The organism is Ralstonia insidiosa, from assembly GCF_008801405.1.
In the GTDB taxonomy this organism is placed as follows: Bacteria; Pseudomonadota; Gammaproteobacteria; order Burkholderiales; family Burkholderiaceae; genus Ralstonia; species Ralstonia insidiosa.
Genome location: NZ_VZPV01000002.1, coordinates 300,792 through 321,485 on the forward strand (window position 1 = coordinate 300,792; position 20,694 = coordinate 321,485).

Sequence of the window (20,694 nt, forward strand, 5' to 3'; positions counted from 1 at the left end):
GGAGACAACACCATGCAGGCGACCTCACCGCCATTGCTGGACGTACGCGGCGTGACACTGCAGTACAAGACGCGCCAGCATCTGGTCACCGCCACCTATCGCGTCGACTTCCAGGTCTACCCCGGCGAGCGCTACATCCTGCTGGGCCCGTCGGGTTGCGGCAAATCGACGTTGCTCAAGGCGATTGGCGGCTACCTCACGCCCACCGAGGGTGAGATCCGCCTGAAGGGGCAACCGGTGACCAAGCCCGGGCCGGATCGCATGATGGTGTTCCAGGAGTTTGACCAGCTCCTGCCGTGGAAGACGGTGAAAGAGAACGTGCTGTTCCCGCTGCTCGCCACCGGCAAGCTGGGCGCACGCGAGGCGGAAGAACGCGCGCTGCACTACATCAACAAGGTCAACCTCACCAAGTTTGCGGACCACCATCCGCACATGCTCTCGGGCGGGATGAAGCAACGCGTGGCCATCGCGCGCGGCATGGCCATGGAACCCGACGTGCTGCTGATGGACGAGCCCTTTGCCGCGCTCGACGCGCTCACCCGCCGCAAGATGCAGGACGAACTGCTGCAACTGTGGGACGAGACGCGATTCACTGTCCTGTTCGTCACGCACTCGATTCCGGAAGCGATCCGCTGCGGCAGCCGCATCCTCATCCTCTCCCCACACCCTGGCCAGGTCCGCGCCGAACTGCCGAGCCTCGCACGCGGCGATGATGACCCCGAGCGCTTCAAGGCCCTCGAAGCCGAGATCCACGACATGCTGTTCGCCCGCGCAGTGGAGGAAACCCATGCAGACTGAAACCCTTTCCATGCCCACCACGAACATCAGCGAGCGCGAGCCCGTGTATCGCACGCCTGTGGCGTTCGAGCGCATCGGCGTGGTCGAAAAACCGTTGTCGATTGCTGAACGCCTATACGAGCAGGTGTGGCTGCGTAAGCTCGTCATCCTCGTCGTGCTCGCCCTCATCTGGGAAGGTGGCGCACGCTGGCTCGACAACCCGCTGCTGCTGCCCACGTTCTCCGACACCGTGCAAGCGCTGTGGGCAGGCCTCGCCAGCGGCACGCTGTTCGCACGCATCGGCACGTCCATGGAGACGCTGCTCGCCGGCTATGCACTGGGATTGGCGCTGTCGTGCGCGCTGGTGGTGCTCGGCATCAGCAACCGGCTGGGGCAGGACTTCCTGGAAACGCTCACCGCCATGTTCAACCCGCTGCCGGCCATTGCCTTGCTGCCGATCGCACTGGTGTGGTTTGGCCTGGGCAACGGCAGCCTGATCTTCGTGATCGTGCACTCGGTGGTGTGGGCGGTGTCGCTCAACACGCACGCCGGCTTCCTGTCGGTCTCGAACACGCTGCGCATGGTGGGCCGCAACTACGGCCTCTCTGGCATGGGGTACCTGACCAAGATCCTGATTCCGGCAGCGTTCCCGTCCATCCTCACCGGCCTGAAGATCGGCTGGGCATTCGCATGGCGCACGTTGATCGCGTCGGAACTGGTGTTTGGCGTCAGCTCCGGCCAGGGCGGTCTCGGCTGGTACATCTACGAAAACAAGAACCAGCTGCAAATTCCAGAAGTGTTCGCAGGCCTGCTGACCGTCATCATCATCGGCCTGCTGGTGGAGAACCTGGTGTTCCGCACGCTGGAAGCCCGCACCATCAAACGCTGGGGCATGCAGAACTAAGCATTGGCGCCCACACAAGCGCCCCGATGGTTTGGCCCTTGACGTTCCTGCCCTAGATGGCGCCTTGAATTTTTGTAAGCGGGCGGAAAAAAGACGGGGAACTGTTTGAGCGAAGCGAGTTTTCCCCGTCTCCGCACGGTTACGGAAATTCAAGGAGTCTTTCGCCATCTCGGGCGCGCCTCTCTTTGCTTACTTTCTCTGGCAAGACAGAGAAAGTGAGTCGGCCCCGGCAGGGGACGAAACCCAGAATGCACCACCAACAAACAACAAGGAGACACCCCATGCAGCAAACCCGCCGCAATGTCCTACGCCTGACCATGGCCGCCACCCTGGCAACATCGCTCTTCGGTGGCGCGATCAACGCAGCGCACGCAGAAGCCAACGAAGTCCGCATCTCCCACGGCTACGGCATCCTCTACCTGCCCATCATGGTGATGTCCAGCGAGCACCTGCTAGAGAAGCAGGCCAAGGCGGCGGGCCTGGGCGACGTGAAGGTCAGCTACCGCATTCTGGACGGCGGCAACGTCATCAACGACGCCATGCTCTCGGGCGCGCTCGACATCGCCTCCCTGGGCGTCCCAGGCTTCCTCACCCTGTGGGACAAGACCCGCGGCAGCGCCATGGAAGTGCGCGGCCTGTCGTCGCTCAGCTCATCGTCGATGTACCTGATGACGCGCAACCCCAACGTGAAGACGCTGGCCGACTTCTCCGACAAGGACCGCATTGCCGTGCCCGGCATCAAGACTTCACTGCCCGCCGTGGTGCTGCAAATGGCCGCCGCCAAAACCTTCGGTGACAAGCAGTTCAACAAGCTCGACCCGATCACCGTGCCGCTGCCGCACCCGGACGCCACCGCCGTCATGCTGGCAGGCGGCAGCCAGATCAACAGCCATATGGCCTCGCCGCCGTTCTCATACACCGAGGCCGCCGCACCTGGCCTGCACCGCGTGTTCAACACCGTCGACGTGCTCGGCAACATCACGCTGGACATGACCTACACCAGCAAGAAGTTCTACGACGCCAACCCGAAGCTGTCAGCAGCATTCGTGGCGGCGCTGGATGAAGCCAACGCGCTCATCGCCAAGGACAAGACCAAGGCCGCACAGATCTACATCGCGCAATCGAAGGTGAAGAGTTCGCCTGACGAGGTGAAAAAGATCCTCGACGATCCGGACTCGCGCTTCACGACCACGCCGGTGGGCGTCGCACACTATGCTGAGTTCATGCAGCGCGTGGGCACGCTCAAGAACAAGCCGGCATCGTGGAAGGACCTGTTCTTCCCGACGGTGCAGAACCGGCAGGGCTCCTAAACAACAACGCAACAACGCGCCGCACGCAGCATCCGCACGGAGGCATCCATGACCCTACGCATCGTCCGGCTCGGCGAGCCGCGCTCCCCCGATGAAGGCCTGCGCATCGGCACTGTGCGGCGCCCGCCGCGCGGCGTGCCCAAGGAAGAATTCGCCAGCCGCGATTTCTACGACGTCTGGATGCCGCTGCTCTCCCCCACGCCTGAACTCGTCAAGCAAGCTCAAACGGCACAGGCCGAGCACGACGAGAAGGGCTGGCAGACCTTCGTGCGCCACTTCCGCGCCGAGATGCGCGATGGCGATGCGGCACGCACGCTCGACATGCTGGCCGCGCTGTCCCATCAGACCAATCTCTCAGTCGGCTGCTATTGCGAAGAGGAAGCGCATTGCCATCGGTCGGTGTTGCGCGAGCTATTGAAGGAGCGGGGCGCGAAGGTGGCTGACTGAAATGGCGTGAGATACAGTCCCGTCTTCGATTATCTGGAGTTCATCCCCATGAAGATTGGCTGCAAGTGCGGTGCTGTGATCTACGATCAGACCGACTTTCTACCTGGGAAAGCACGGTTAATTGCCGACCAAGACTGGGAAGACTTTGCGAATACCGTAGTTGATTGCGCACAGATCGATCGGACACTCACACGCGCGTGCTATCAATGCGAAAGCTGCGGTCGGCTGTATGTTGAGGGGCCTGATCGAGAACTTCATACCTTCACACCAGAGGACACTTCTGGCCCTCTGCTGACATCCTCACATGGCTCCGCATGGAAGGCGCCGCTGGTTGGTAACTGGTCCGATCGACCCATGTTCGCCGGCCACGCGAAAGGTGATCTCTGGTGCAACAGCCCACATGCCCACGACACGCCTAGGGAGTACGAATCGTGGCCTGCACTCGAGGCAGCTTACTTTGCGCTGTTCTTCCAGATGCAAGCCAACGGTGTACTGCGCTCAGCGCTCTTACGGAAGAACAACGAAACCGTTCACGTATGGCCTTGCGATTAGGCTTCCGTCTCAGCAACACGAAAACCCGAAGCCGAGCTAAATCCTGCCTGTCGCTCTTGTCAAAGGAAGATCATGCCTAATATTGCTCGCACATTGTTCCGCCCCTTGGCTTACAGCATCACGCTTGCTCTGACATTCAGCGCCGCGCAAATAGCCGTCGCGCAAACTGTACCCGACACGCTTCAACCCGCCGGCGCACACCGCACCATCGCCAGCCTGTCGGCAACCGGTGTGCAGATCTACGTCTGCAAGCGCGACGGCGACAAACCGCTCGCGTGGGCATTCAAGGCACCGCTGGCGGATCTGTATGACGCGTCCGGCAAGCTGGTCATCAAGCATGCCGCCGGCCCGAGCTGGGAGGCGCTGGACGGCAGCAAAATCACCGGTAAGGTCATGCAGCAGGCTGCCAACACGGCAGAAGCCGGTGCCATTCCGTTGCTCTTGCTGCAAGCAACCAACGTTGGCGGCGCAGGGCTATTGAGTACCGTGCACTATGTGCAGCGGCTGCAGACACACGGCGGCATCCCGCCCGCACAACCCTGCACGGAAGAAGGGCAGGAAGGCCGCAGCCCGTATCTTGCGCAATACGTCTTCCTCGACTGACATCGCCGTCGGCGTCATCCGCGTCAGCCGCGCCGTACCCCGCGTGGGTGACGCCACATCCCTGGGGCAAGCCTATAACGAAGACACGCGCGACCGGCGCCCCGCCGCGTCACGCTTTGTCGTTTCAGGAGTCCTACCATGGGCCGCCGCTACATCGATTGCCGTGCCTTCCCCAGCGAGAACAACTGCTCGGTCGCCATCAGCGCCGACAGCGATGCCGAGTTGCTGGAGGCCGCCGTGCAGCACGCTGTGTCCGTACACAAGCACACCGACTCGCCCGAGCTGCGCGCGCAACTGCAAACCCTCTTCAAGGATGGCAACCCCACCACTGAGCGGCCGCCAATGGCAACCGCGTGATGCAGGTGCAGCCCATTCTTGATGCGTTGCAGCCGACGCGGGTGTGTGTTGCGCCGCCGCAGGTGTGTGTTGCGCCGCCGCGCAAGCGTCTGCCTAGCGATGCGCAGATGACGCCAGCATCAACCGCACCACATCGCACTGGCTATGTGTATTGGTCTTGCGGTAGACGTGCTTGAGGTGCGTGCGCACCGTGTCGAGCGAAATACCCAACGTGCGCGCAATGCATGCCGGGTCCGCACCACGCGCGAGCAGATCCGCCACGTCCGCTTCACGCGGGGTCAGCCGAAACGCGTCGGTCAGCCACAGGCTGGGGGATTGCGCAGGCACGATGCCGGCGCGGGCGGCAACGCGTTGCCAGCAAAGCGGCAACGCCTGCGCAAGATGCGGCAGCAAATCCCGCGGCGCAGAACGCTTGGCCAACAGCGGCACGCCGCGCACGCGATAGTCCAGCCATACCGCACCACGCACCTCCGCATCGGCCAGCGGCCAGGCATCCACCCCGTCGCAACGGGCCGCATGCAATAGCAAATCCGCTGTGTGCGCACCACCTGAGGCCGCCCAATGCAGGCGACCGTCTACCCGCCAGCGGACCATGGCCGCAGCATGATCCGCGCTGCAGACATCGCGCAGCACGTTCATGATGCCCACGGCATCACCCGCGCACGCCGCTTCGTAACACCGGCGCAGCACGGTTGCCGAGGCATGGGAGGGCATGGCGGCAAAACGCGGCATGGATGAAATCCGGGCATAGCAGGCATCGGGGCTCGCAACTGATACGCCCCGATAGACCCTTTTCGGAAAAGGATTTCATTATAGAAAGCGCACCCGACAGCGCGCTGCGTCGTTTGCCCTAGGCCGGAATCTCAGGCCAGCGCGCGGCGCGCCATCCACCGGGCCCGCAGGTGGTCGTACGCAAGGTTGAAGAAGAACGTGTACGGCAGGAAAAACAGCATGATGCCGATGTCGATCACGAAGGCTTCCCACAGGCTCACGTTCAGCCACCACGCGCCCAGCGGCACCAGCATCACGACCAGGCCGCCTTCGAACAGGCAGGCGTGCACCACGCGCACGGCCAAGGTGCGCGAGAGCTTGTAGCGATGCTCCACACGCTCGAAGAGCGCGTTGAAGATCATGTTCCACACCATCGCCACGCCGGCAAACATGAGCGTGAGCGCACCCATGTGTGCAAGCGGCACGCCCATCAGCCAGCTGAACAGCGGCGCGCAGATGATGGTGGCGAGGAGCTCGAAGCTCAGCGCGTGGAAGACGCGCTCAACAGGGGTTTTGGCTGGGACTTGCATGAAGGACTCCGATGAATAGGCGCAATTTTCATCGGTGGAAGTCGATTTATCCAGTTCGATAGCATCGGTTTTTCCGATATATTGAGCGGATACCGCCATCTGGAGCCAACCATGCGTCACTCCCCTGAAGCGCTGCTGGCCTTTGCGGAGGCCGCCACGCTCGGTTCGTTCTCGGCGGCGGCGCGCAAACTGGGCAAACGGCAATCGACCATCAGCGAGGCGATCGGCAACCTGGAAATCGACCTCGGCCTGACGCTGTTCGACCGCAGCACGCGCCAGCCGACGCTCACCGAAGCGGGCCGCGCCATGCTCACGCAGGTGCGCCGCGTGCTCGAAGCCGGTGAGCAGATGGACCGCCTGGCCGCGCAGATGGCCGGCGGCCTGGAGGCGCGCCTCACCCTGGTGGTGTCCGACACGTACCAGTCCGACCGCTACGAACAGACCCTTGCCGCGCTTGAGCAGCGGTTTCCCGACCTGGAACTCGAATGCCTGATCGCCGAGTACGAAGACGTGCTCGACATCATCCAGCAGGGCCGTGCGCAGCTCGGCCTGGTGGCAACGCAACCGGCCTATCCGCCCGACATTGGCGCGGCCACCATTGCCGAGCAATCGGAGATCAGCCTGTTCGTCGGGCGGCAGCATCCGTTCGCGCAATACGGCAACCAGGAGGTGCCGCATGCGATGCTGCGCGAGGCGCGCGAGTTGCGCCTCAATACCTTTGTCGATCCGATCGGGCCGCGCGCTGAAACCACACCCGTGCGCAGCCTGCGCCGGTGGTCTGCGCCAAGCTACCTGATGCTGCTGGAAATGGCGGTGCTGGGCTTCGGTTGGACGGAACTGCCGCGCTGGCTGGTCGACCATTTCGCCGCGGATCGCCTGCATGAAGTGCGCGCGCGCGGCTGGCCCCGGCATGTGCCGGTCGATGTGGTGTGGTCACGCAAGCGCACGCTCGGCCAGGCCGGTGCGTGGCTGCTGGAGACCATGCTGGCGGAAACGGCGTAGGCGGGGCTTACTCGTCCAGCCGCTCGATGATCAGGCGCGAGAGCCGTGCCGTCTGCTCTTTCGAGAGCGAGAACTCCACGCCGAACGACGGAAACGCAGACGCGCGCGCACCGAGCGCCGGCGAGCCGCTGGCAACACGCCCCGTGATCGAGAAATCTTCTTGCTGGCCGTCGACATAGGCGCTGAAATCCAGGATCAGCCGATCGCCCGGCTGACACGTTGCACCCACGCTCTGTACCAGGGCACCGTTCAAACAAATGTCCCGGATGATGACGACGCGATCGGCAGCCGTTGCCGTTTGCCCCTCCGCGCGCATCGTGGCGCCGATGCGGACCTGCACCCGCTTTGCCTTGCGCAGCGGCACCTTATGTACCTTGGTGGGCATCGCAAGGACGATGTAGGGTGACGGAAACTGCCCCGACGCCACCACGCTGCATAGCATGCTGACGACCGCGCGGCCGGAGAATCCGCGCAACAGCAGCACGTCACGCACTTCGGGGCGCAGCGTGCGCTTGGCATCGGTGGGCTGCGTAATGAACAGCGCCTCGCCCTCGATATAGCCGATCAAGCGGCACGGCAACGGGCCCCGCACCGGTGCCGATTTTTCCTGAACCTGCAATACCGTACCAATCGTCAGGCCGGTCGCACCCAGGCGCGGCTTGCCCTCGGTGGCATCAACGGATGGAGCCACTGCGGCCGCGCCGGGCTGATCAGAAGCCATCACCGGACCGTGGTGGAACAGCAGTCGTGCGTCTTCCGCATCGGGCACCACCACCCCAGCCGGCAGCAGCAGCCTGCCCCCGCTGTCTGCCAGTGCAAACGGCAGTGGCTGGCCGATCGGTACATCTTCCTGCGTGAGTTGCCGCGTAGGCTGGGTCATGGCTGGCGTTGGGGGCGTGTTCGTCAGGGTCTTGTCCAAGGCTCGTGCCTTGGCAGGCATGTCGACCATTTTGCAACAATGGATGGCAAATGCGCGGAGATCAACCACCGCGCCCTGCTTCCTGCCTGACACACATCAACGCCAAGCGTTTGCGTCAACCGGCCAGCGCGGTTGCCTCGATCTCGACGGCCAGGCCGTAGTGCAGCGTCGGCACCGGCACCACGGCACGCGCGGGGCGCAGCTCCCCGATCCATGCGCGATACAGCGTGTCGAACGCGGGCCAGTGCGTTTCCATATCGGTTACGTACACACGCACCTGCACCAGGCGTGAACGGTCAGTGCCAGCAGCGGCAAGCACCGCATCCAGGTTGGAGAGGACTTGCCGCACCTGCACCTCGAACGGCGCATCGACCAGCTTGTCACCCGTGGGCGTGACCGGAATCTGCCCAGCCACGAATACGAAGCCGTTGGCGCAAACCGCGTGCGAGTAATGCCCGGCGGGCGGGCGCAAATCGGGCGCGTTCAGGTAGCGAGCTTCGCTCATGCGGCACCCAATACCAGCTTGGCGAACAACTGCAGATCCACATTGCCGCCCGACAGGATCACGCCGACACGCTTGCCACGCACGTCCACCTTGCCATTCAGCACGGCAGCCGCCGCCAGGCAGCCGGTAGGCTCGACCACCGCCTTCATGCGGCTGGCGAAAAACTGCATGGTGCTCACAAGTTCGGCATCGCTCACGGTGATGATGTCGTCGACCAGCTCGCGGATCACGGCGAAGGTGTAGTTGCCCAGGTGCTGCGTCTGCGCGCCGTCAGCCAGCGTCTTGGGCGTATCGATGTGGACGATCTCGCCCTTGCGGAAGCTCTGCTGGCCGTCGTTGCCGGCCTCGGGCTCCACGCCGATGATCTTGCAGGCGGGGTTCAGCGCGCGCACTGCCGTAGCCGTACCCGAGAGCAGTCCGCCACCGCCCAGCGGCGCCAGCACCACGTCGAACGGGCCCGCATCTTCGATCAGTTCCTTGGCGGCCGTGCCCTGCCCGGCCATCACGTGCGGATGGTCGTACGGCGGGATCAGCGTCAGGCCCTGTTCTTCGGCCAGCTTGCGCCCGATGGCTTCGCGGTCTTCGGTGTAGCGGTCGAAAAACACCACCTCGCCGCCGTAGCCACGCGTGGCTTCCACCTTGATGACCGGTGCGTCCTTGGGCATGACGATGACGGCACGCATGCCGAGCAGCCGCGCCGACAGCGCAATCGCCTGCGCATGGTTGCCCGACGAGAACGTGATCACACCCGCCTTACGCTGCGCCGGCGTGAACTGCGACAGCGCGTTGTACGCGCCGCGAAACTTGAACGCGCCCATGCGCTGGAAGGTCTCGGCCTTGAAGAACAGTTCGGCGCCGGTCATGGCGTTGGCGGTGGCGGACGTCAGCACGGGCGTCTTGTGGGCTACGCCTTGCAGGCGGGCATGGGCGGCAACAACGTCGTCATAGGAAATCGGCAAGCTCATGGCGGGACTCAAGTTGGGGTGTTTTCGGGGAGGTAGGTGTAGACGGTGGAGCGCGCCACGCCCAGCGTTTGCGCAACCTCCGACAGCGCGCGGCGCAGGTTGAGCAAGCCGCTGGCGGCCAGTTCGCGCATGGCTTCGCGGCGCTGGTCCAGCGTCATGGCCATGGGCGTGGTGTTGCGCGCGGCGGCAAAGCGTTCGAGTGCGGCACGCACGTCTTCCACGCGGCGTGAGCCCAGCGATTCGGGCACCGGCGGCGCAGCCACGTCAACGCGCATCAGTTGCGTAAGGCCGGTCGTCACGGCACTCAACATGGAGACGTCCATGTTCAGGCAGATGGCGGCCACGTATTCACCGCGGCTGTTCTTCAGGCCGATGGATGTGCTCTTGGCCGGCCGCCCGTCGGGAAACCGGTTGGCGTAGTTTTCAATGACTTCAGGGAAGTCCGGATCAGCCATGCGCGCCAGACCCAGCTCGGTCACGGCATCGCCCACCTGGCGGCCCGAGAGGTTGTTGGCGATGGCGACAACGGAATGATCGGGGTCGGTCAGGTCGTGCAGCACGATCTCGACCAGTGGCGCCAGGGTCTTGCCCAGCGCCTCGACGATCTTGCGGCCTTCGCGCAGCAGAAGGTGGTTTTCTTCAGCGAGTGTCATGGTATTGACGATACGTCAGTTAATGACATTTCGTCAATACAGCGCTTCGCACCCCTGATGTTGCGCGCAAGTCCCAGCGAAATAGAAAAACGCCTGCCCGAAGGTCGAGAGAACGGAGGTAACTTGGGCAGGCGGGTGAAAACTTACTCGGGCAGCAGTTGCCCGGCGGCCTGCGCAGTCTCATGCCGATCCCGCGGAGCATCAGACACGCCGCTCGGCCGGATCCTGAACCAGATGGAGTACATGGCCGGCAGGAACCCCAAGGTGAGGATTGTCCCGGCAAACGTCCCGCCGATGAGCGTGTAAGCGAGCGCGCCCCAGAACACCGAATGCGTCAGCGGGATGAAGGCCAGGATGGCGGCCAGCGCTGTGAGAATCACTGGCCGCGCACGTTGGACAGTTGCCTCCACCACGGCCCTGAACGGATCCAGCCCCTCGTCCTTGTTGTGCTGGATCTGCCCGATCAGGATGAGCGTGTTGCGCATCAGAATGCCCGACAGCGCAATCAAGCCGACCAGCGCGTTGATGCCAAACGGCTGCCCGAACAGAATCAGCGTGGGCACCACGCCAATCAAGCCCAGCGGGCTGGTCAGAAACACCATGACCATCGCCGGAATGGACCGCACCTGGAAGATAAGGATCACCAGCGTGATAGCCAGCATGATCGGGAACAGCGGCAGCATGGCCTTCGTCGCCTTGCCGGATTCTTCGATGGAGCCCGCTTGCTCAATGCGGTATCCGCTAGGCAGTTTCTCGATGATGGGCTGAAGCTGCTTGCTGATGGCGGTCGACACATCGGGCGGTTGCAGGCCCTCGGCAATATCGCCTCGCACCGTGATGGTCGGCATGCGGTCGCGCCGACGGATGATGGGTTCTTCCATGCGCACATCGATCTTGCCAACCTGCGAAAGCGGGATGCGTTGCCCGTTGGCGCCGGCCAGGGTGAAGTCGCCGATCTTGGCGGGGTCGAGCCGCACGTTGCCGGCCGAGCGCGCAGTGACTTGCACGGTGCGAATGTCTTCGCGCACGGCCGTTACCGGAACGCCGTTGAGCAGGAATTGCAGTTGTTGTGCGACGGCGCTGGAGGTCAGCCCTACCGCCTGCAAGCGGTCTTGCTGCAAAGTGAAGTGCAGCGTGGGTACACGCACGCCCCAATCGGTATTGACCGTGCGCATCATCGAGTTGGTGTCCATGACGTGCTGCACATCGGCCGCGATGCGACGCAATGTCTCCGCGTCCGGGCCAGTCACACGGTAAGCCACGGGGAACGGCGAATACGGGCCGAACACGAGTTGCGTGACCCGCACGCGCGCCTCGGAGGCGAGACCATCGGCAACGGCCTGGCGCAGGCGCTGCTTCAATGCGTCGCGCTCTTCCTGGCTATCAGTGCGGATCACGATCTTGGCGAACGACGGATCCGGCAATTCCGGCCCCATCGCCAGATAGAAGCGCGGCGCCCCCTGGCCGATGTAGGCCGTCACGATCTTGGCTTCCTTCTGTTTGGCGAGCCAGGCTTCCAGCTTTGCGGTCGCCGCGTCTGTCTGGTTGATCGACGTGCCATAGGGCATCTGCACTTCGACCAGCACTTCGGGGCGATCCGAGATCGGGAAGAACTGCTTCTTGACCACCGCCATGCCCGCGATCGCCAATGCGAAGAGGCCCACCACCGCACCCGCGACCAGCCATTTGCGCGCAATCACGCGACCAAGCAGCGCACGGAAGCGGTTGTAGCGCGGCGTGTTGTAGATCGCATCGTGGCCGCCCTCGACCTTCTTGAAGTCGGGCAGCATCTTCACGCCCAGATACGGCGTGAACACCACCGCAACCACCCACGACGCAATCAGCGCAATGCCCACGATCCAGAACATGTTGCTGGTGTATTCACCCGCAGTGGATCGCGCAAAGCCATTCGGCATGAAGCCGACGGCCGTCACCAGCGTGCCCGACAACATGGGCGCAGCGGTATGGCTCCACGCATAGGCCGAAGCAGCCACGCGGCTGTAGCCCTCTTCCATCTTCACCACCATCATTTCGATGGCGATGATGGCGTCGTCCACCAGCAGGCCCAGCGCCAGAATCAACGACCCCAGCGTGATGCGGTCAAAGTTCTTGCCTGTTGCGGCCATCACCACAAACACCACCGCAAGCGTGAGCGGCACGGCAGCGGCCACCACCAGGCCAGCGCGCCAGCCCATGCTGACGAAGCTCACCAGCATCACAACCAGCAGCGCGGCAAAGAACTTGAGCATGAACTCGTCGACAGACGCCGCGATGTTGACGGCCTGGTCTGTCACCTTGGTCAGGCTGATGCCGAGCGGCATGTCTGCGTTGATGGCACCGACTTCCTTGTCGAGCGCCTTGCCCAGATCCAGCCCGTTCCAGCCCTCGCGCATCACGATGCCCAGCAGCAAGGCGGGCTGCCCACCATTGCGCACCATGAATGTGGCCGGGTCTTCATAGCCGCGCTTGACCGTGGCGATGTCCGACAGCTTCAACGTGCGGCCCTGTGACACCACCGGCGTATCGCGGATCTTCTGCAACTCGTCGAACGCGCCGTCCAGGCGGATGAACACCTGCGGCCCTTTCGTCTCAACCGAGCCCGCTGCTGTTAGCGCGTTCTGGTTGTTGAGCGCGGCAAACACCTCTTGCGGGCTCACCCCCAGCGTCGCCAGCCGGTCGTGCGAGAACTCGACGTAGATGCGTTCCGACTGCTCGCCGATGATGTTGACCTTCTTCACGCCGGGCACGTGCAGCAGGCGCTGGCGCAGCGTCTCCGCATCACGCACCAGCGCGCGTTGCGGCTCGCCCTGTGCCTTGAGCGCAAAGAGGGCAAAGGTCACGTCCGAATATTCGTCGTTGACGATCGGCCCGATCACGCCGGACGGCAGGTTGCCCACCTCGTCGCCAACCTTCTTGCGCGCTTGATAGAACTCTTCCTGCACTTCCGACGGCGGCGTGCTGTCGAGCAACGTCAACGTGGTGAATGCCAGGCCGGGGCGCGTGTACGTTTCCGTGCGGTCATACCAGCGCAGCTCCTGCATGCGCTTTTCGATCTTCTCGGCCACCTGGTCCTGCATTTCCTGCGCGGTGGCGCCAGGCCATACGGTGACGATGTTCATCACCTTGACCGTAAACGCCGGGTCTTCCGCACGCCCCAGCTTGAAGAAGGAAACGAGCCCTGCCAGCGAGATCAGGCAAATGAGGAACAGCGTGACGGCACGCTCACGCACGGCAAGTGCCGATAGGTTGAAACGACCTTGGCTCACAGTCGCACCCCCGCGATAGCAGGGCTGGCGCCCTGACCCGCCACGCGGACCTGCTGCCCTTCGCGCAGCAGTTGTGCGCCAAGCGCGACGATCCGGTCGCCCTGCTTGACCTGGCCGGCAACGCGCGCGCCTTCGTCACCAAGGCGAACAATGGTGATGGAGCGCCACGACACCTTGGCCGGGTCACCCTGGATGACCCACACGCCCGGACCCTTGCCGGCATCGAACACGGCGCCAAGGGGTACTTGCAGATCAAGCACCTGCAGATCGCCTTGCACAGTCGCCAGCCGATCGGGAATCTGGATCGTGACAGTGGAGCCCAGCGGGGCGTTGGCCAGTTCGCCATCCAGCACATAACGCGCTTCGTACGTGCGGGTAAGCCGGTCCGCGGCATCCGACAACTGCCGCAGTTTGGCAGGCGTGCCATCGCTTTCCTTGCCGAACAGCGTGGCCTGTGCGACCGAACCGATCGCAGGCCGCAACGTTTCTGGCAACTGAACCACCGCTTCACGGCGACCGGCATGGGCTAGGCGCACAACCGCCTGCCCCGCGCTGACAACTTGGCCGGGCTCGGCCAGCGTTTCCATGACCACGCCGTCGCCATCCGCAACGAGTTCTGCGTAGCGGCTGGCGTTGCGCGCGACATCGGCCTGGGCTTCTGCGGCGCTCAACTGGGCTTTGGCTGCATCCGCCGCAGCCTTGGCTTGGTCATAGGCCGAGGCGGAAATGGCGCCGGTTCCGCGCAGATCGCGGTAGCGGGCTTCGTCTTCCGCCGTCTGTTGCGCGCGTGCCTTCGCAGCCGCCACGGTTTCTTGCTGTGCATGCGCGGCGAGCTTCAGATCGACCGGATCGATGCGCATGAGCGGCTGCCCGCGCTTGACGGTTTGCCCAGCGTCCACCAGCCGCTCCAGCACCTTACCGGGCACACGGAACCCGAGGTCGCTCTGCACCCGGGCAGCGACGACGCCCGTGAACGAACGCGATGCCGAAGCCACTGGCTGCACGAACGCGGCACGCACCAAGGGCGCCTCGGTGCGTGGGTCAGCAGGAGCCCTTTCGCCGCAGGCGATCAACGCCAGCGGCAACGCAAGGACAGCGGTAGAGGTAACGAAGCGACGCGAAAGCATGAAAGCCCCATCGACGAGATGATCTGGGCTTTCATTCTTGTTCTTGTGACCAATTTAGTCAATGGTCACAGAGAAAAAAAATCTGCGCGTCAGGGGGAAAGGCTTCGGAGCACGAGGCTGGAGAGCAGCCCGGGTGCCACCTCCGTGTAGTCAAAGCTGTACTGCAAAAGCAACGGATTCATGTACGGGCGCATGACCAGGTAGATGGCCGCCGTGGCCTCGTCCAACGGCGTCTTGCGCTCGAAGTCTCCGGTCTCCCGGCCTTCCTGCAGCACATCGCGCAGCAGTTGCTGGATGCGTCCCTCATAGGCGATCACCGACTGCCAGCGCTCAGTCGCTGCCGAGGCCGCAATCTCGTACAGCTTGCGGTCATGGGAAAACAGCCGGAGGCTGGCCTCCGTCAAGGCTTTGAACATGCGGCGCAGCTTGTCCGGCGGAGAGGTAGCCTCGCCCAAAGCAGCATTCACTTCGGCCTCGATCTCGCGCAGGCAGTTGGCGCAAATCATCTCGCCAATGGCCTGCTTGGACTCGAAGAACTTGTAGATATAGGCCTTGGAAAAGCCGATGGCCTTGGCCAGATCGGACACGGCGGTCTTCTCGTAGCCGTAGCGGCTGAAGTGCTCGGTGGCGGCAGCGACGATCTGGTCTCGCACGTCGTGGTCTGCCGGGCCACGGGCGGAAACGGGGTAAGGAGTGGTCTTCATGGGCTCCAGCTTACGCGAGTCGAGATAGTTGAACAACTTGTGACCACTTTGTACTATAGTCACCAAAAATCTCGGTGGACGTTGCCCATGTTGCCAAAACACTCCCTTGCGGCCCTCCTCGTTGCCAGTCTGGCAGCCGGGTGTGCCGTCGGCCCGGACTATGTGAAGCCCGATGCGCCGGTTCCCAAACGATTCCTGGGCCAGACCGCGGTCGAGCAGCGCACGGTCAAGGCCACGGCTGACCTGTCCGCGTGGTGGGCCGGCTTTGGCGATCCGCAACTGACGCAGTTCGTGCAGCTAGCGCTGGAACAGAACCTGGACCTTGCCCAGGCATTCGCCCGCGTCACGCAAGCCCGTGCAGGGTTGAGCGCCGCCAATACCGCGTTGCTGCCTTCTGGCAACGTCACGGGCCAAGCGGCACGTGCGTATCAGTCCGTCGAAACCCCGTTGGGCCGCGTCTTGAATTCGAGGCCCGGTTTTGACCGCTACGGCAACGCGTTTGAGGCTGATGCCAAAGCAAGCTGGGAATTGGATGTGTTCGACGGTCTGCGCCGTGGCCGCGAGGCTGCACTGGCCGACTACCAGGCCTCCCAGGCGGGCGCAGTCGCCACACGGCTGGCCGTGGCCGCGCAGACTGCCGACATCTACCTCACCATCCGCGGCTTGCAGACGCGCCTGAAAGTGGCCCGCCACCAGGTGCAGACGCAGGAGGCATTGCTCTCCACCGTCAACCTGCTCTATAGCAAGGGACTGGCGGCAGAGCTTCAGGTTCGGCAGGCCGAAGGTGCACTCGCCCAGGTTCGCGCGTCGATCCCACAGCTTGAAGCCGGCCTCGATGCGGCGATGAACGCACTGGACGTGATGCTCGGGTCGGTGCCGGGCACGCACCGGGCGGAGCTGATGGAAGACAAAGATATCCCGGCCGCGCCGCAAATTGCGATCAGCGGATCGCCCGGCGAACTGTTGCGACGCCGCCCCGACCTCATCGTCGCCGAGCGCAGGCTGGCAGCTTCCAACGCACGCATCGGCGTTGCCATTGCGGAGTACTACCCGAAGTTCTCGCTCAGCGGCCTGCTCGGCAGCGCCACGTCGGTGGGCGCCGGCAGCCTGTTCGGCAGCGGCGCCAGCCAATTTGCGGGCGTGCTTGGCCTGCGCTGGCGCCTGTTCGACTTCGGCCGCATCAACGCGCAAATCGATCAGGCCAAGGGGCAAGAGGCGGAAATGCTCGCCGCATATCGGCTCGCCGTGCTGCGCGCCACGGAAGACGTGGAAGACGCGTTCTCCGCCCTGGTCAAGCGCGAGGAGCAAGCGACCGTGCTCACGCAAGGCGTCGATTCGCTCAGCCGCGCACGCAACGCTTCGTTTGCCGCGTATCAAAAAGGCGTCGTCAGCCTGATCGAAGTGCTGCAAGCCGACGAAAGCCTGTTGCGCGCATCAGACGCGCGTGCCCAGGCCCAAACGGAATCGGCACGCGCGGCCGTTGCGGCATTCAAGGCGCTGGGCGGTGGCTGGCAGCCCGACGAACCCACCGCCGTTGCCAGCAGCAAATAGCCCCCTCGCACGAAGCCATTTACCGCAGCACCTACCTACTCACACAGAAAGAAAATGCCATGTCGAATTCCAAAGTCGTTGTGATTACCGGCGTGTCCTCGGGCATCGGCCGTGCCACCGCAGCAAAGTTTGCCCTGCGGGGTTGCCGGGTATTCGGCACTGTGCGCAACCTCGCAAAAGCGCAGCCGCTGGCGGGCGTTGAACTGGTCGAGATGGACATCCGCGATGAGGCTTCGGTCCAGCAGGGAATCGAGACCATCATCGGGCTGGCCAAACGCATTGATGTGCTGGTCAACAGTGCCGGCGTGACGCTGCTGGGCGCGACCGAAGAAACGTCGGTCGCTGAAGCGCAAGCGCTGTTCGACACCAACGTGTTCGGCATCTTGCGCACCACGCGCGCCGTATTGCCGCACATGCGCGCGCAGCGCTCGGGACGAATCGTCAACATCAGCTCGGTGCTCGGCTTTCTGCCGGCGCCTTATATGGGTCTCTATTCGGCGTCCAAGCATGCTGTGGAGGGGATGTCCGAGACGTTGGACCATGAGGTGCGCAAGTTCGGCATCCGCGTGGCACTTGTCGAGCCCTCATTTACCAAGACCAGCCTGGATACGAACGCTCCCCATGCGGCGTCCAAAGTCTCCGCCTACGACGCGGAACGTTCCGTCGTTTCCCAGGCGATTCAAAAGAGTGTCCAAAAAGCACCGACCCCCGATGGCGTCGCGAGCACGGTTGTCGATGCCGCCCTCGGCGCGTGGAAGATGCGCCGCACACCCAAAGGCGAGGCGTCTCTTCTGAGCAGGCTACGCCGTTTCATGCCGGCAGGCCCGGTCGACTCGGGTCTGCGCAAGACATTCGGGCTTTCCTGAAACGTGTTGCTGACTAAACCCCACCAAACCTGGTGGGGCGCGACGCACCTCGCTTAGGGCTGCACTGGCGGCGTGTTGATAAAGTGCACCAGCGCCGTCATGGTCGCATCAGGCGCTTCTTCCATCAGCCAGTGGCCGGAACCCTTCATGGTCACACTGTTGACGTTGGTCGCGACCAGCTTGGCCTGTTCGATCAGGAACGCGCCAGACGCGCGTTCACCGGCCAGCACTAGCATCGGCATCCTGAGCGGCGTCTTGGCAAAGCCGGCAAAGTCCTCCGCATCCTGCGGGAAGGCGTGGAAGTACTCAAACCCGGCAGCCATGCGGCCCGGTTGGCCGTAAGTGCGCGCATAGAACTGACGATCGGCTTCGGGCACCGAGTGCTTCGGATCGGCGGCAAAGTCGTTCCAGAAGTGCTCGAAGTAGATGCGCTCGCGGCCCTGCACCAGCTTGAGCGGCGTATCGCCGTAGAAGTGGAAGTGCCACAGGTCGCGCAACAGCCAGACCTTCGTCCAGTCACCCACGCCGGGCAGGAAGGCGTCCATGAGGGTGATGCTTTCCACTTCGTCGGGGTACTGCGCGGCGTAGGCGTACGCCACCATCAGGCCGATGTCGTGGCCGACCAGCTTGACCTTACGATAGCCCATGGCCTGCACCATGGCGTGGATGTCCTGCGCGAGCGTCTTCTTGTCGAAGCCCGAGGCGGGAATCGACGACGTGCCGGCACCCGGCAGGTCTGGCGCCAGCACCACGCGGCGATCGGCCAGGCGCGGAATCAGCGGCAGCCACATATGGCTGGTCTCGGTATAGCCATGCAGCAGCACGACCGGGGTTTCTGGGCCGCTGCCGGCTTGCAGCGTATGGATCTGCAGGCCGGCAGCATCGACGATGCGGTCCTGCACAACAGGGTCGGCATGCGCCTGCAGCGCAGCCAGACCGATCAGCGCGGCGCCCAGGTGGCGCGCCAGGGTAGGAAGAATCTTCATGGTGGTCTCCAGCGCGGGCCGCATGCAGCGTGCATACGGCCCGCAGGAACAAGGGGATGGGTTTAGAGCTGGCTCATGCCGCCGTCGGCAATGATTTCCGTGCCAACAATGAACGCTGACTCGGGCGCCGACAGATGCAGCACCGTGGCGGCAATCTCTGCCGGCTGGCCGAAGCGACCCAGCGGGATCTGGCTCTGGATCTGCGCTGCCGTGGCCGACAGCGTGTCGGCATCCAGGCCGAGCTTGCCGTAGATGGGCGTGCTGACCGGGCCGGGGCTGACCACGTTCACGCGAATGCCCGAGCTGAGCAGTTCACCCGACAGCGTCTTGGCCAGCGAAATCAGCGCCGCCTTGCTCGCCGCATACACTGACGAATTCGGCATGCCGATGCGGGCATTGATCGAGCCGTTCAGCACGATCGAGGTGCCCGGATTCAGGATGGGCAGCAGCGCCTGAATCTGGAAGAACGCGCCCTTCACGTTGGCGTTGAAGGTGGCGTCCCACATGGCCTCCTCCACGTCTGCCACGGCCGCAAACTTGGCCATGCCGGCGTTGATGAACACGGCATCCAGGCGCACGCCGGCTTCCTGTAATTGGCGGGTCAGCTCGCGCGCGGCGGCCACAGTGCCAGTTTCATTGCGGATGGCGATGGCCTCGCTGCCAAGCGTGGCACGTGCCGTTTCCAGCGCCGCCGCGTCACGACCCGTGATGACCACGCGGGCGCCTTCCTGCACAAATGCCTGGGCGGCTGCCAGGCCAATACCGCTGTTGCCGCCAGTGACCAGAACGGTCTTGCCTTCGAAGCGATTCATGATGTCCTCCAGTAGGAAAGTTGAACTTGAACAATCGCGTGACTGCAGTGTGGACGCGGGCAGGCGGTTTGCCATACGATCCAAACGATGAACACGTTCGAAGGAATTGCACATGTTGACGGACGAAGAATTGGCCCTGCTGGAGGCCATCCGCCAGACCGGCAGCCTGTCGCGCGCGGCGGCGCAACTGGGCAAGGCGCCATCGACCGTGTCATATGCGGCGCGGCAGCTGGAGCAGCGTTTCGACGCCCTGCTGTTTGATCGGCGCCGCTATCGGCTGCAGCTCACGCGCGCCGGGCTGCTCCTGACCGAAGAAGCGGCGCGACTGGCGCAGGACGTGTCGCGCATCACGCAACGCGTGCGGCAGGTGGCCAACGGTTGGGAAGACCGGCTATGGATCGTGACCGACGAGTTGCTGGAGTTCGAATCGCTCATGCCGGTCATGCATGCGTTTGATGCGCTGCAATCAGGCGTGGCATTGCGTGTGACGCACGAGGTGCTGGCGGGTACGTGGGAGGCCCTGCGCGATGGCCGTGCCGATCTGGTCATCGGGGCGACCAACGAGCCGCCGGCCATCCCCAACCTGGGGTGGTTTGAGCTGGGCGTGGTGGAGTGGGTGTTTGCCGTGTCACCGCGACATCCGCTGGCGGCCATCCAGGCGCCGCTCACGCGCGAAGAAATCGCCCGGCACCGCGGCGTGGTGGTGGCCGATTCCGCACGAACAACCGCGGGCCGCGCCTACGGCATGCTCAGCGGACAACCCACGCTGGCCGTGCCGAGCATGCACGCCAAGACGCTCTCGCAGCGCGACGGCCTGGGTGTGGGCTGGCTGCCGAAACATCGGGTGACGTCGCTGCTTGCACGCGGCGAGCTGGTGGAGAAACGCACCACCGACCCGCGCGAGCCCAACCTGCTCTACGTCGGCTGGCGCAGCGGCGACGGACTTGGCGAAGGCCGGGCACTCCAGTGGTGGCTCGAGCAATTGCGTCAACCGCGCCTGGCAAAACGCCTCGTGCAAGGCATCGACGCCTTCGCCTGAAGATTCGCCCTGCCGAGTGATCTCGCCTATGCTGGGATGGCGCCGACG

General features: G+C 63.8%; 21 protein-coding genes. 10 read left to right on the top strand and 11 right to left on the bottom strand.

What is annotated here, in order from left to right; translation table 11 throughout:
• Positions 1-12 precede the first annotated feature (12 nt).
• From F7R11_RS18110 to F7R11_RS18145, 6 genes are all read left to right on the top strand, one after another.
• Entirely contained in the window at positions 13-798 is a 786-nt protein-coding gene (locus tag F7R11_RS18110; protein WP_021192890.1) for an ABC transporter ATP-binding protein, read from the top strand.
• Positions 788-1,681, top strand: coding sequence for an ABC transporter permease (locus F7R11_RS18115; protein WP_021192891.1), 894 nt, complete (start codon positions 788-790; stop codon positions 1,679-1,681). Before F7R11_RS18110 ends, F7R11_RS18115 begins: the two co-directional genes overlap by 11 nt.
• Before the next feature lie 281 nt (positions 1,682-1,962).
• The gene (locus F7R11_RS18125) at positions 1,963-2,991 is read left to right on the top strand and encodes an ABC transporter substrate-binding protein (protein WP_064808951.1); all 1,029 of its coding nucleotides are present in this window, start codon (positions 1,963-1,965) and stop codon (positions 2,989-2,991) included.
• Between the two features lie 48 nt (positions 2,992-3,039).
• The gene (locus F7R11_RS18130; RefSeq protein WP_064808950.1) at positions 3,040-3,438 is read left to right on the top strand and encodes a DUF488 domain-containing protein; all 399 of its coding nucleotides are present in this window, start codon (positions 3,040-3,042) and stop codon (positions 3,436-3,438) included.
• 624 nt (positions 3,439-4,062) lie between these two features.
• Positions 4,063-4,593, top strand: coding sequence for a DUF3455 domain-containing protein (locus F7R11_RS18140; RefSeq protein WP_064808949.1), 531 nt, complete (start codon positions 4,063-4,065; stop codon positions 4,591-4,593).
• A gap of 138 nt (positions 4,594-4,731) precedes the next feature.
• The gene (locus tag F7R11_RS18145; RefSeq protein WP_064808948.1) at positions 4,732-4,950 is read left to right on the top strand and encodes a DUF1059 domain-containing protein; all 219 of its coding nucleotides are present in this window, start codon (positions 4,732-4,734) and stop codon (positions 4,948-4,950) included.
• A gap of 93 nt (positions 4,951-5,043) precedes the next feature.
• On the opposite strand, the gene F7R11_RS18150 is transcribed toward F7R11_RS18145, so the two are convergent.
• Together F7R11_RS18150 and F7R11_RS18155 are read right to left on the bottom strand one after the other, a co-directional pair.
• Positions 5,044-5,682 carry a helix-turn-helix transcriptional regulator gene (locus F7R11_RS18150; RefSeq protein ID WP_064808947.1) on the bottom strand — a complete coding sequence of 213 codons (639 nt, stop codon included), beginning with the start codon at positions 5,680-5,682 and terminating at the stop codon, positions 5,044-5,046.
• Positions 5,683-5,813: 131 nt separating this feature from the next.
• On the bottom strand, positions 5,814-6,251 hold the full coding sequence (locus F7R11_RS18155; RefSeq protein WP_064808946.1) for a multidrug/biocide efflux PACE transporter: 438 nt from the start codon (positions 6,249-6,251) through the stop codon (positions 5,814-5,816).
• 111 nt (positions 6,252-6,362) lie between these two features.
• Between F7R11_RS18155 and F7R11_RS18160 the strand changes: the two genes are divergently transcribed.
• The gene (locus tag F7R11_RS18160; RefSeq protein ID WP_064808945.1) at positions 6,363-7,253 is read left to right on the top strand and encodes a LysR family transcriptional regulator; all 891 of its coding nucleotides are present in this window, start codon (positions 6,363-6,365) and stop codon (positions 7,251-7,253) included.
• 7 nt (positions 7,254-7,260) lie between these two features.
• Here F7R11_RS18160 and F7R11_RS18165 read toward each other — a convergent pair whose 3' ends face one another.
• The 7 genes from F7R11_RS18165 to F7R11_RS18195 form a co-directional block, all read right to left on the bottom strand.
• Complete coding sequence (locus tag F7R11_RS18165) at positions 7,261-8,133, bottom strand: flagellar brake protein (protein ID WP_031328747.1); 873 nt, start codon at positions 8,131-8,133, stop codon at positions 7,261-7,263.
• A 154-nt stretch (positions 8,134-8,287) separates the two neighbouring features.
• Entirely contained in the window at positions 8,288-8,677 is a 390-nt protein-coding gene (locus tag F7R11_RS18170; protein ID WP_064808944.1) for a RidA family protein, read from the bottom strand.
• On the bottom strand, positions 8,674-9,642 hold the full coding sequence (locus F7R11_RS18175) for a threo-3-hydroxy-L-aspartate ammonia-lyase (protein ID WP_064808943.1): 969 nt from the start codon (positions 9,640-9,642) through the stop codon (positions 8,674-8,676). The genes F7R11_RS18170 and F7R11_RS18175 overlap by 4 nt, the downstream gene beginning before the upstream one ends.
• 8 nt (positions 9,643-9,650) lie before the next feature.
• Positions 9,651-10,295, bottom strand: coding sequence for a helix-turn-helix transcriptional regulator (locus F7R11_RS18180; RefSeq protein ID WP_064808942.1), 645 nt, complete (start codon positions 10,293-10,295; stop codon positions 9,651-9,653).
• Between the two features lie 143 nt (positions 10,296-10,438).
• The gene (locus F7R11_RS18185; protein ID WP_064808941.1) at positions 10,439-13,561 is read right to left on the bottom strand and encodes an efflux RND transporter permease subunit; all 3,123 of its coding nucleotides are present in this window, start codon (positions 13,559-13,561) and stop codon (positions 10,439-10,441) included.
• On the bottom strand, positions 13,558-14,688 hold the full coding sequence (locus F7R11_RS18190) for an efflux RND transporter periplasmic adaptor subunit (RefSeq protein WP_064808940.1): 1,131 nt from the start codon (positions 14,686-14,688) through the stop codon (positions 13,558-13,560). The genes F7R11_RS18185 and F7R11_RS18190 overlap by 4 nt, the downstream gene beginning before the upstream one ends.
• Before the next feature lie 89 nt (positions 14,689-14,777).
• Positions 14,778-15,392, bottom strand: coding sequence for a TetR/AcrR family transcriptional regulator (locus F7R11_RS18195; RefSeq protein WP_064808939.1), 615 nt, complete (start codon positions 15,390-15,392; stop codon positions 14,778-14,780).
• 87 nt (positions 15,393-15,479) lie between these two features.
• On the opposite strand from F7R11_RS18195, the gene F7R11_RS18200 reads away from it, so the two are divergent.
• Positions 15,480-16,943 carry an efflux transporter outer membrane subunit gene (locus F7R11_RS18200; protein ID WP_064808938.1) on the top strand — a complete coding sequence of 488 codons (1,464 nt, stop codon included), beginning with the start codon at positions 15,480-15,482 and terminating at the stop codon, positions 16,941-16,943.
• Between the two features lie 59 nt (positions 16,944-17,002).
• The gene (locus tag F7R11_RS18205) at positions 17,003-17,809 is read left to right on the top strand and encodes an oxidoreductase (RefSeq protein WP_064808937.1); all 807 of its coding nucleotides are present in this window, start codon (positions 17,003-17,005) and stop codon (positions 17,807-17,809) included.
• A gap of 53 nt (positions 17,810-17,862) precedes the next feature.
• On the opposite strand, the gene F7R11_RS18210 is transcribed toward F7R11_RS18205, so the two are convergent.
• Together F7R11_RS18210 and F7R11_RS18215 are read right to left on the bottom strand one after the other, a co-directional pair.
• Entirely contained in the window at positions 17,863-18,795 is a 933-nt protein-coding gene (locus F7R11_RS18210) for an alpha/beta fold hydrolase (protein ID WP_064809131.1), read from the bottom strand.
• A 62-nt stretch (positions 18,796-18,857) separates the two neighbouring features.
• Complete coding sequence (locus F7R11_RS18215) at positions 18,858-19,607, bottom strand: SDR family oxidoreductase (RefSeq protein ID WP_064808936.1); 750 nt, start codon at positions 19,605-19,607, stop codon at positions 18,858-18,860.
• Between the two features lie 112 nt (positions 19,608-19,719).
• On the opposite strand from F7R11_RS18215, the gene F7R11_RS18220 reads away from it, so the two are divergent.
• Positions 19,720-20,646, top strand: a complete 927-nt coding sequence (locus tag F7R11_RS18220) for a LysR family transcriptional regulator (protein WP_064808935.1) — start codon at positions 19,720-19,722, stop codon at positions 20,644-20,646.
• Positions 20,647-20,694 lie beyond the last annotated feature (48 nt).

What these genes read in the sequence shown, in the direction of transcription:
- F7R11_RS18110 (WP_021192890.1), top strand. Translation starts at nt 13, where the DNA reads ATGCAGGCGACCTCACCGCCATTGCTGGACGTACGCGGCGTGACACTG.
- F7R11_RS18115 (WP_021192891.1), top strand. Translation starts at nt 788, where the DNA reads ATGCAGACTGAAACCCTTTCCATGCCCACCACGAACATCAGCGAGCGC.
- F7R11_RS18125 (WP_064808951.1), top strand. Translation starts at nt 1,963, where the DNA reads ATGCAGCAAACCCGCCGCAATGTCCTACGCCTGACCATGGCCGCCACC.
- F7R11_RS18130 (WP_064808950.1), top strand. Translation starts at nt 3,040, where the DNA reads ATGACCCTACGCATCGTCCGGCTCGGCGAGCCGCGCTCCCCCGATGAA.
- F7R11_RS18140 (WP_064808949.1), top strand. Translation starts at nt 4,063, where the DNA reads ATGCCTAATATTGCTCGCACATTGTTCCGCCCCTTGGCTTACAGCATC.
- F7R11_RS18145 (WP_064808948.1), top strand. Translation starts at nt 4,732, where the DNA reads ATGGGCCGCCGCTACATCGATTGCCGTGCCTTCCCCAGCGAGAACAAC.
- F7R11_RS18150 (WP_064808947.1), bottom strand. Translation starts at nt 5,682, where the DNA reads ATGCCGCGTTTTGCCGCCATGCCCTCCCATGCCTCGGCAACCGTGCTG.
- F7R11_RS18155 (WP_064808946.1), bottom strand. Translation starts at nt 6,251, where the DNA reads ATGCAAGTCCCAGCCAAAACCCCTGTTGAGCGCGTCTTCCACGCGCTG.
- F7R11_RS18160 (WP_064808945.1), top strand. Translation starts at nt 6,363, where the DNA reads ATGCGTCACTCCCCTGAAGCGCTGCTGGCCTTTGCGGAGGCCGCCACG.
- F7R11_RS18165 (WP_031328747.1), bottom strand. Translation starts at nt 8,133, where the DNA reads ATGACCCAGCCTACGCGGCAACTCACGCAGGAAGATGTACCGATCGGC.
- F7R11_RS18170 (WP_064808944.1), bottom strand. Translation starts at nt 8,677, where the DNA reads ATGAGCGAAGCTCGCTACCTGAACGCGCCCGATTTGCGCCCGCCCGCC.
- F7R11_RS18175 (WP_064808943.1), bottom strand. Translation starts at nt 9,642, where the DNA reads ATGAGCTTGCCGATTTCCTATGACGACGTTGTTGCCGCCCATGCCCGC.
- F7R11_RS18180 (WP_064808942.1), bottom strand. Translation starts at nt 10,295, where the DNA reads ATGACACTCGCTGAAGAAAACCACCTTCTGCTGCGCGAAGGCCGCAAG.
- F7R11_RS18190 (WP_064808940.1), bottom strand. Translation starts at nt 14,688, where the DNA reads ATGCTTTCGCGTCGCTTCGTTACCTCTACCGCTGTCCTTGCGTTGCCG.
- F7R11_RS18195 (WP_064808939.1), bottom strand. Translation starts at nt 15,392, where the DNA reads ATGAAGACCACTCCTTACCCCGTTTCCGCCCGTGGCCCGGCAGACCAC.
- F7R11_RS18200 (WP_064808938.1), top strand. Translation starts at nt 15,480, where the DNA reads ATGTTGCCAAAACACTCCCTTGCGGCCCTCCTCGTTGCCAGTCTGGCA.
- F7R11_RS18205 (WP_064808937.1), top strand. Translation starts at nt 17,003, where the DNA reads ATGTCGAATTCCAAAGTCGTTGTGATTACCGGCGTGTCCTCGGGCATC.
- F7R11_RS18210 (WP_064809131.1), bottom strand. Translation starts at nt 18,795, where the DNA reads ATGAAGATTCTTCCTACCCTGGCGCGCCACCTGGGCGCCGCGCTGATC.
- F7R11_RS18215 (WP_064808936.1), bottom strand. Translation starts at nt 19,607, where the DNA reads ATGAATCGCTTCGAAGGCAAGACCGTTCTGGTCACTGGCGGCAACAGC.
- F7R11_RS18220 (WP_064808935.1), top strand. Translation starts at nt 19,720, where the DNA reads ATGTTGACGGACGAAGAATTGGCCCTGCTGGAGGCCATCCGCCAGACC.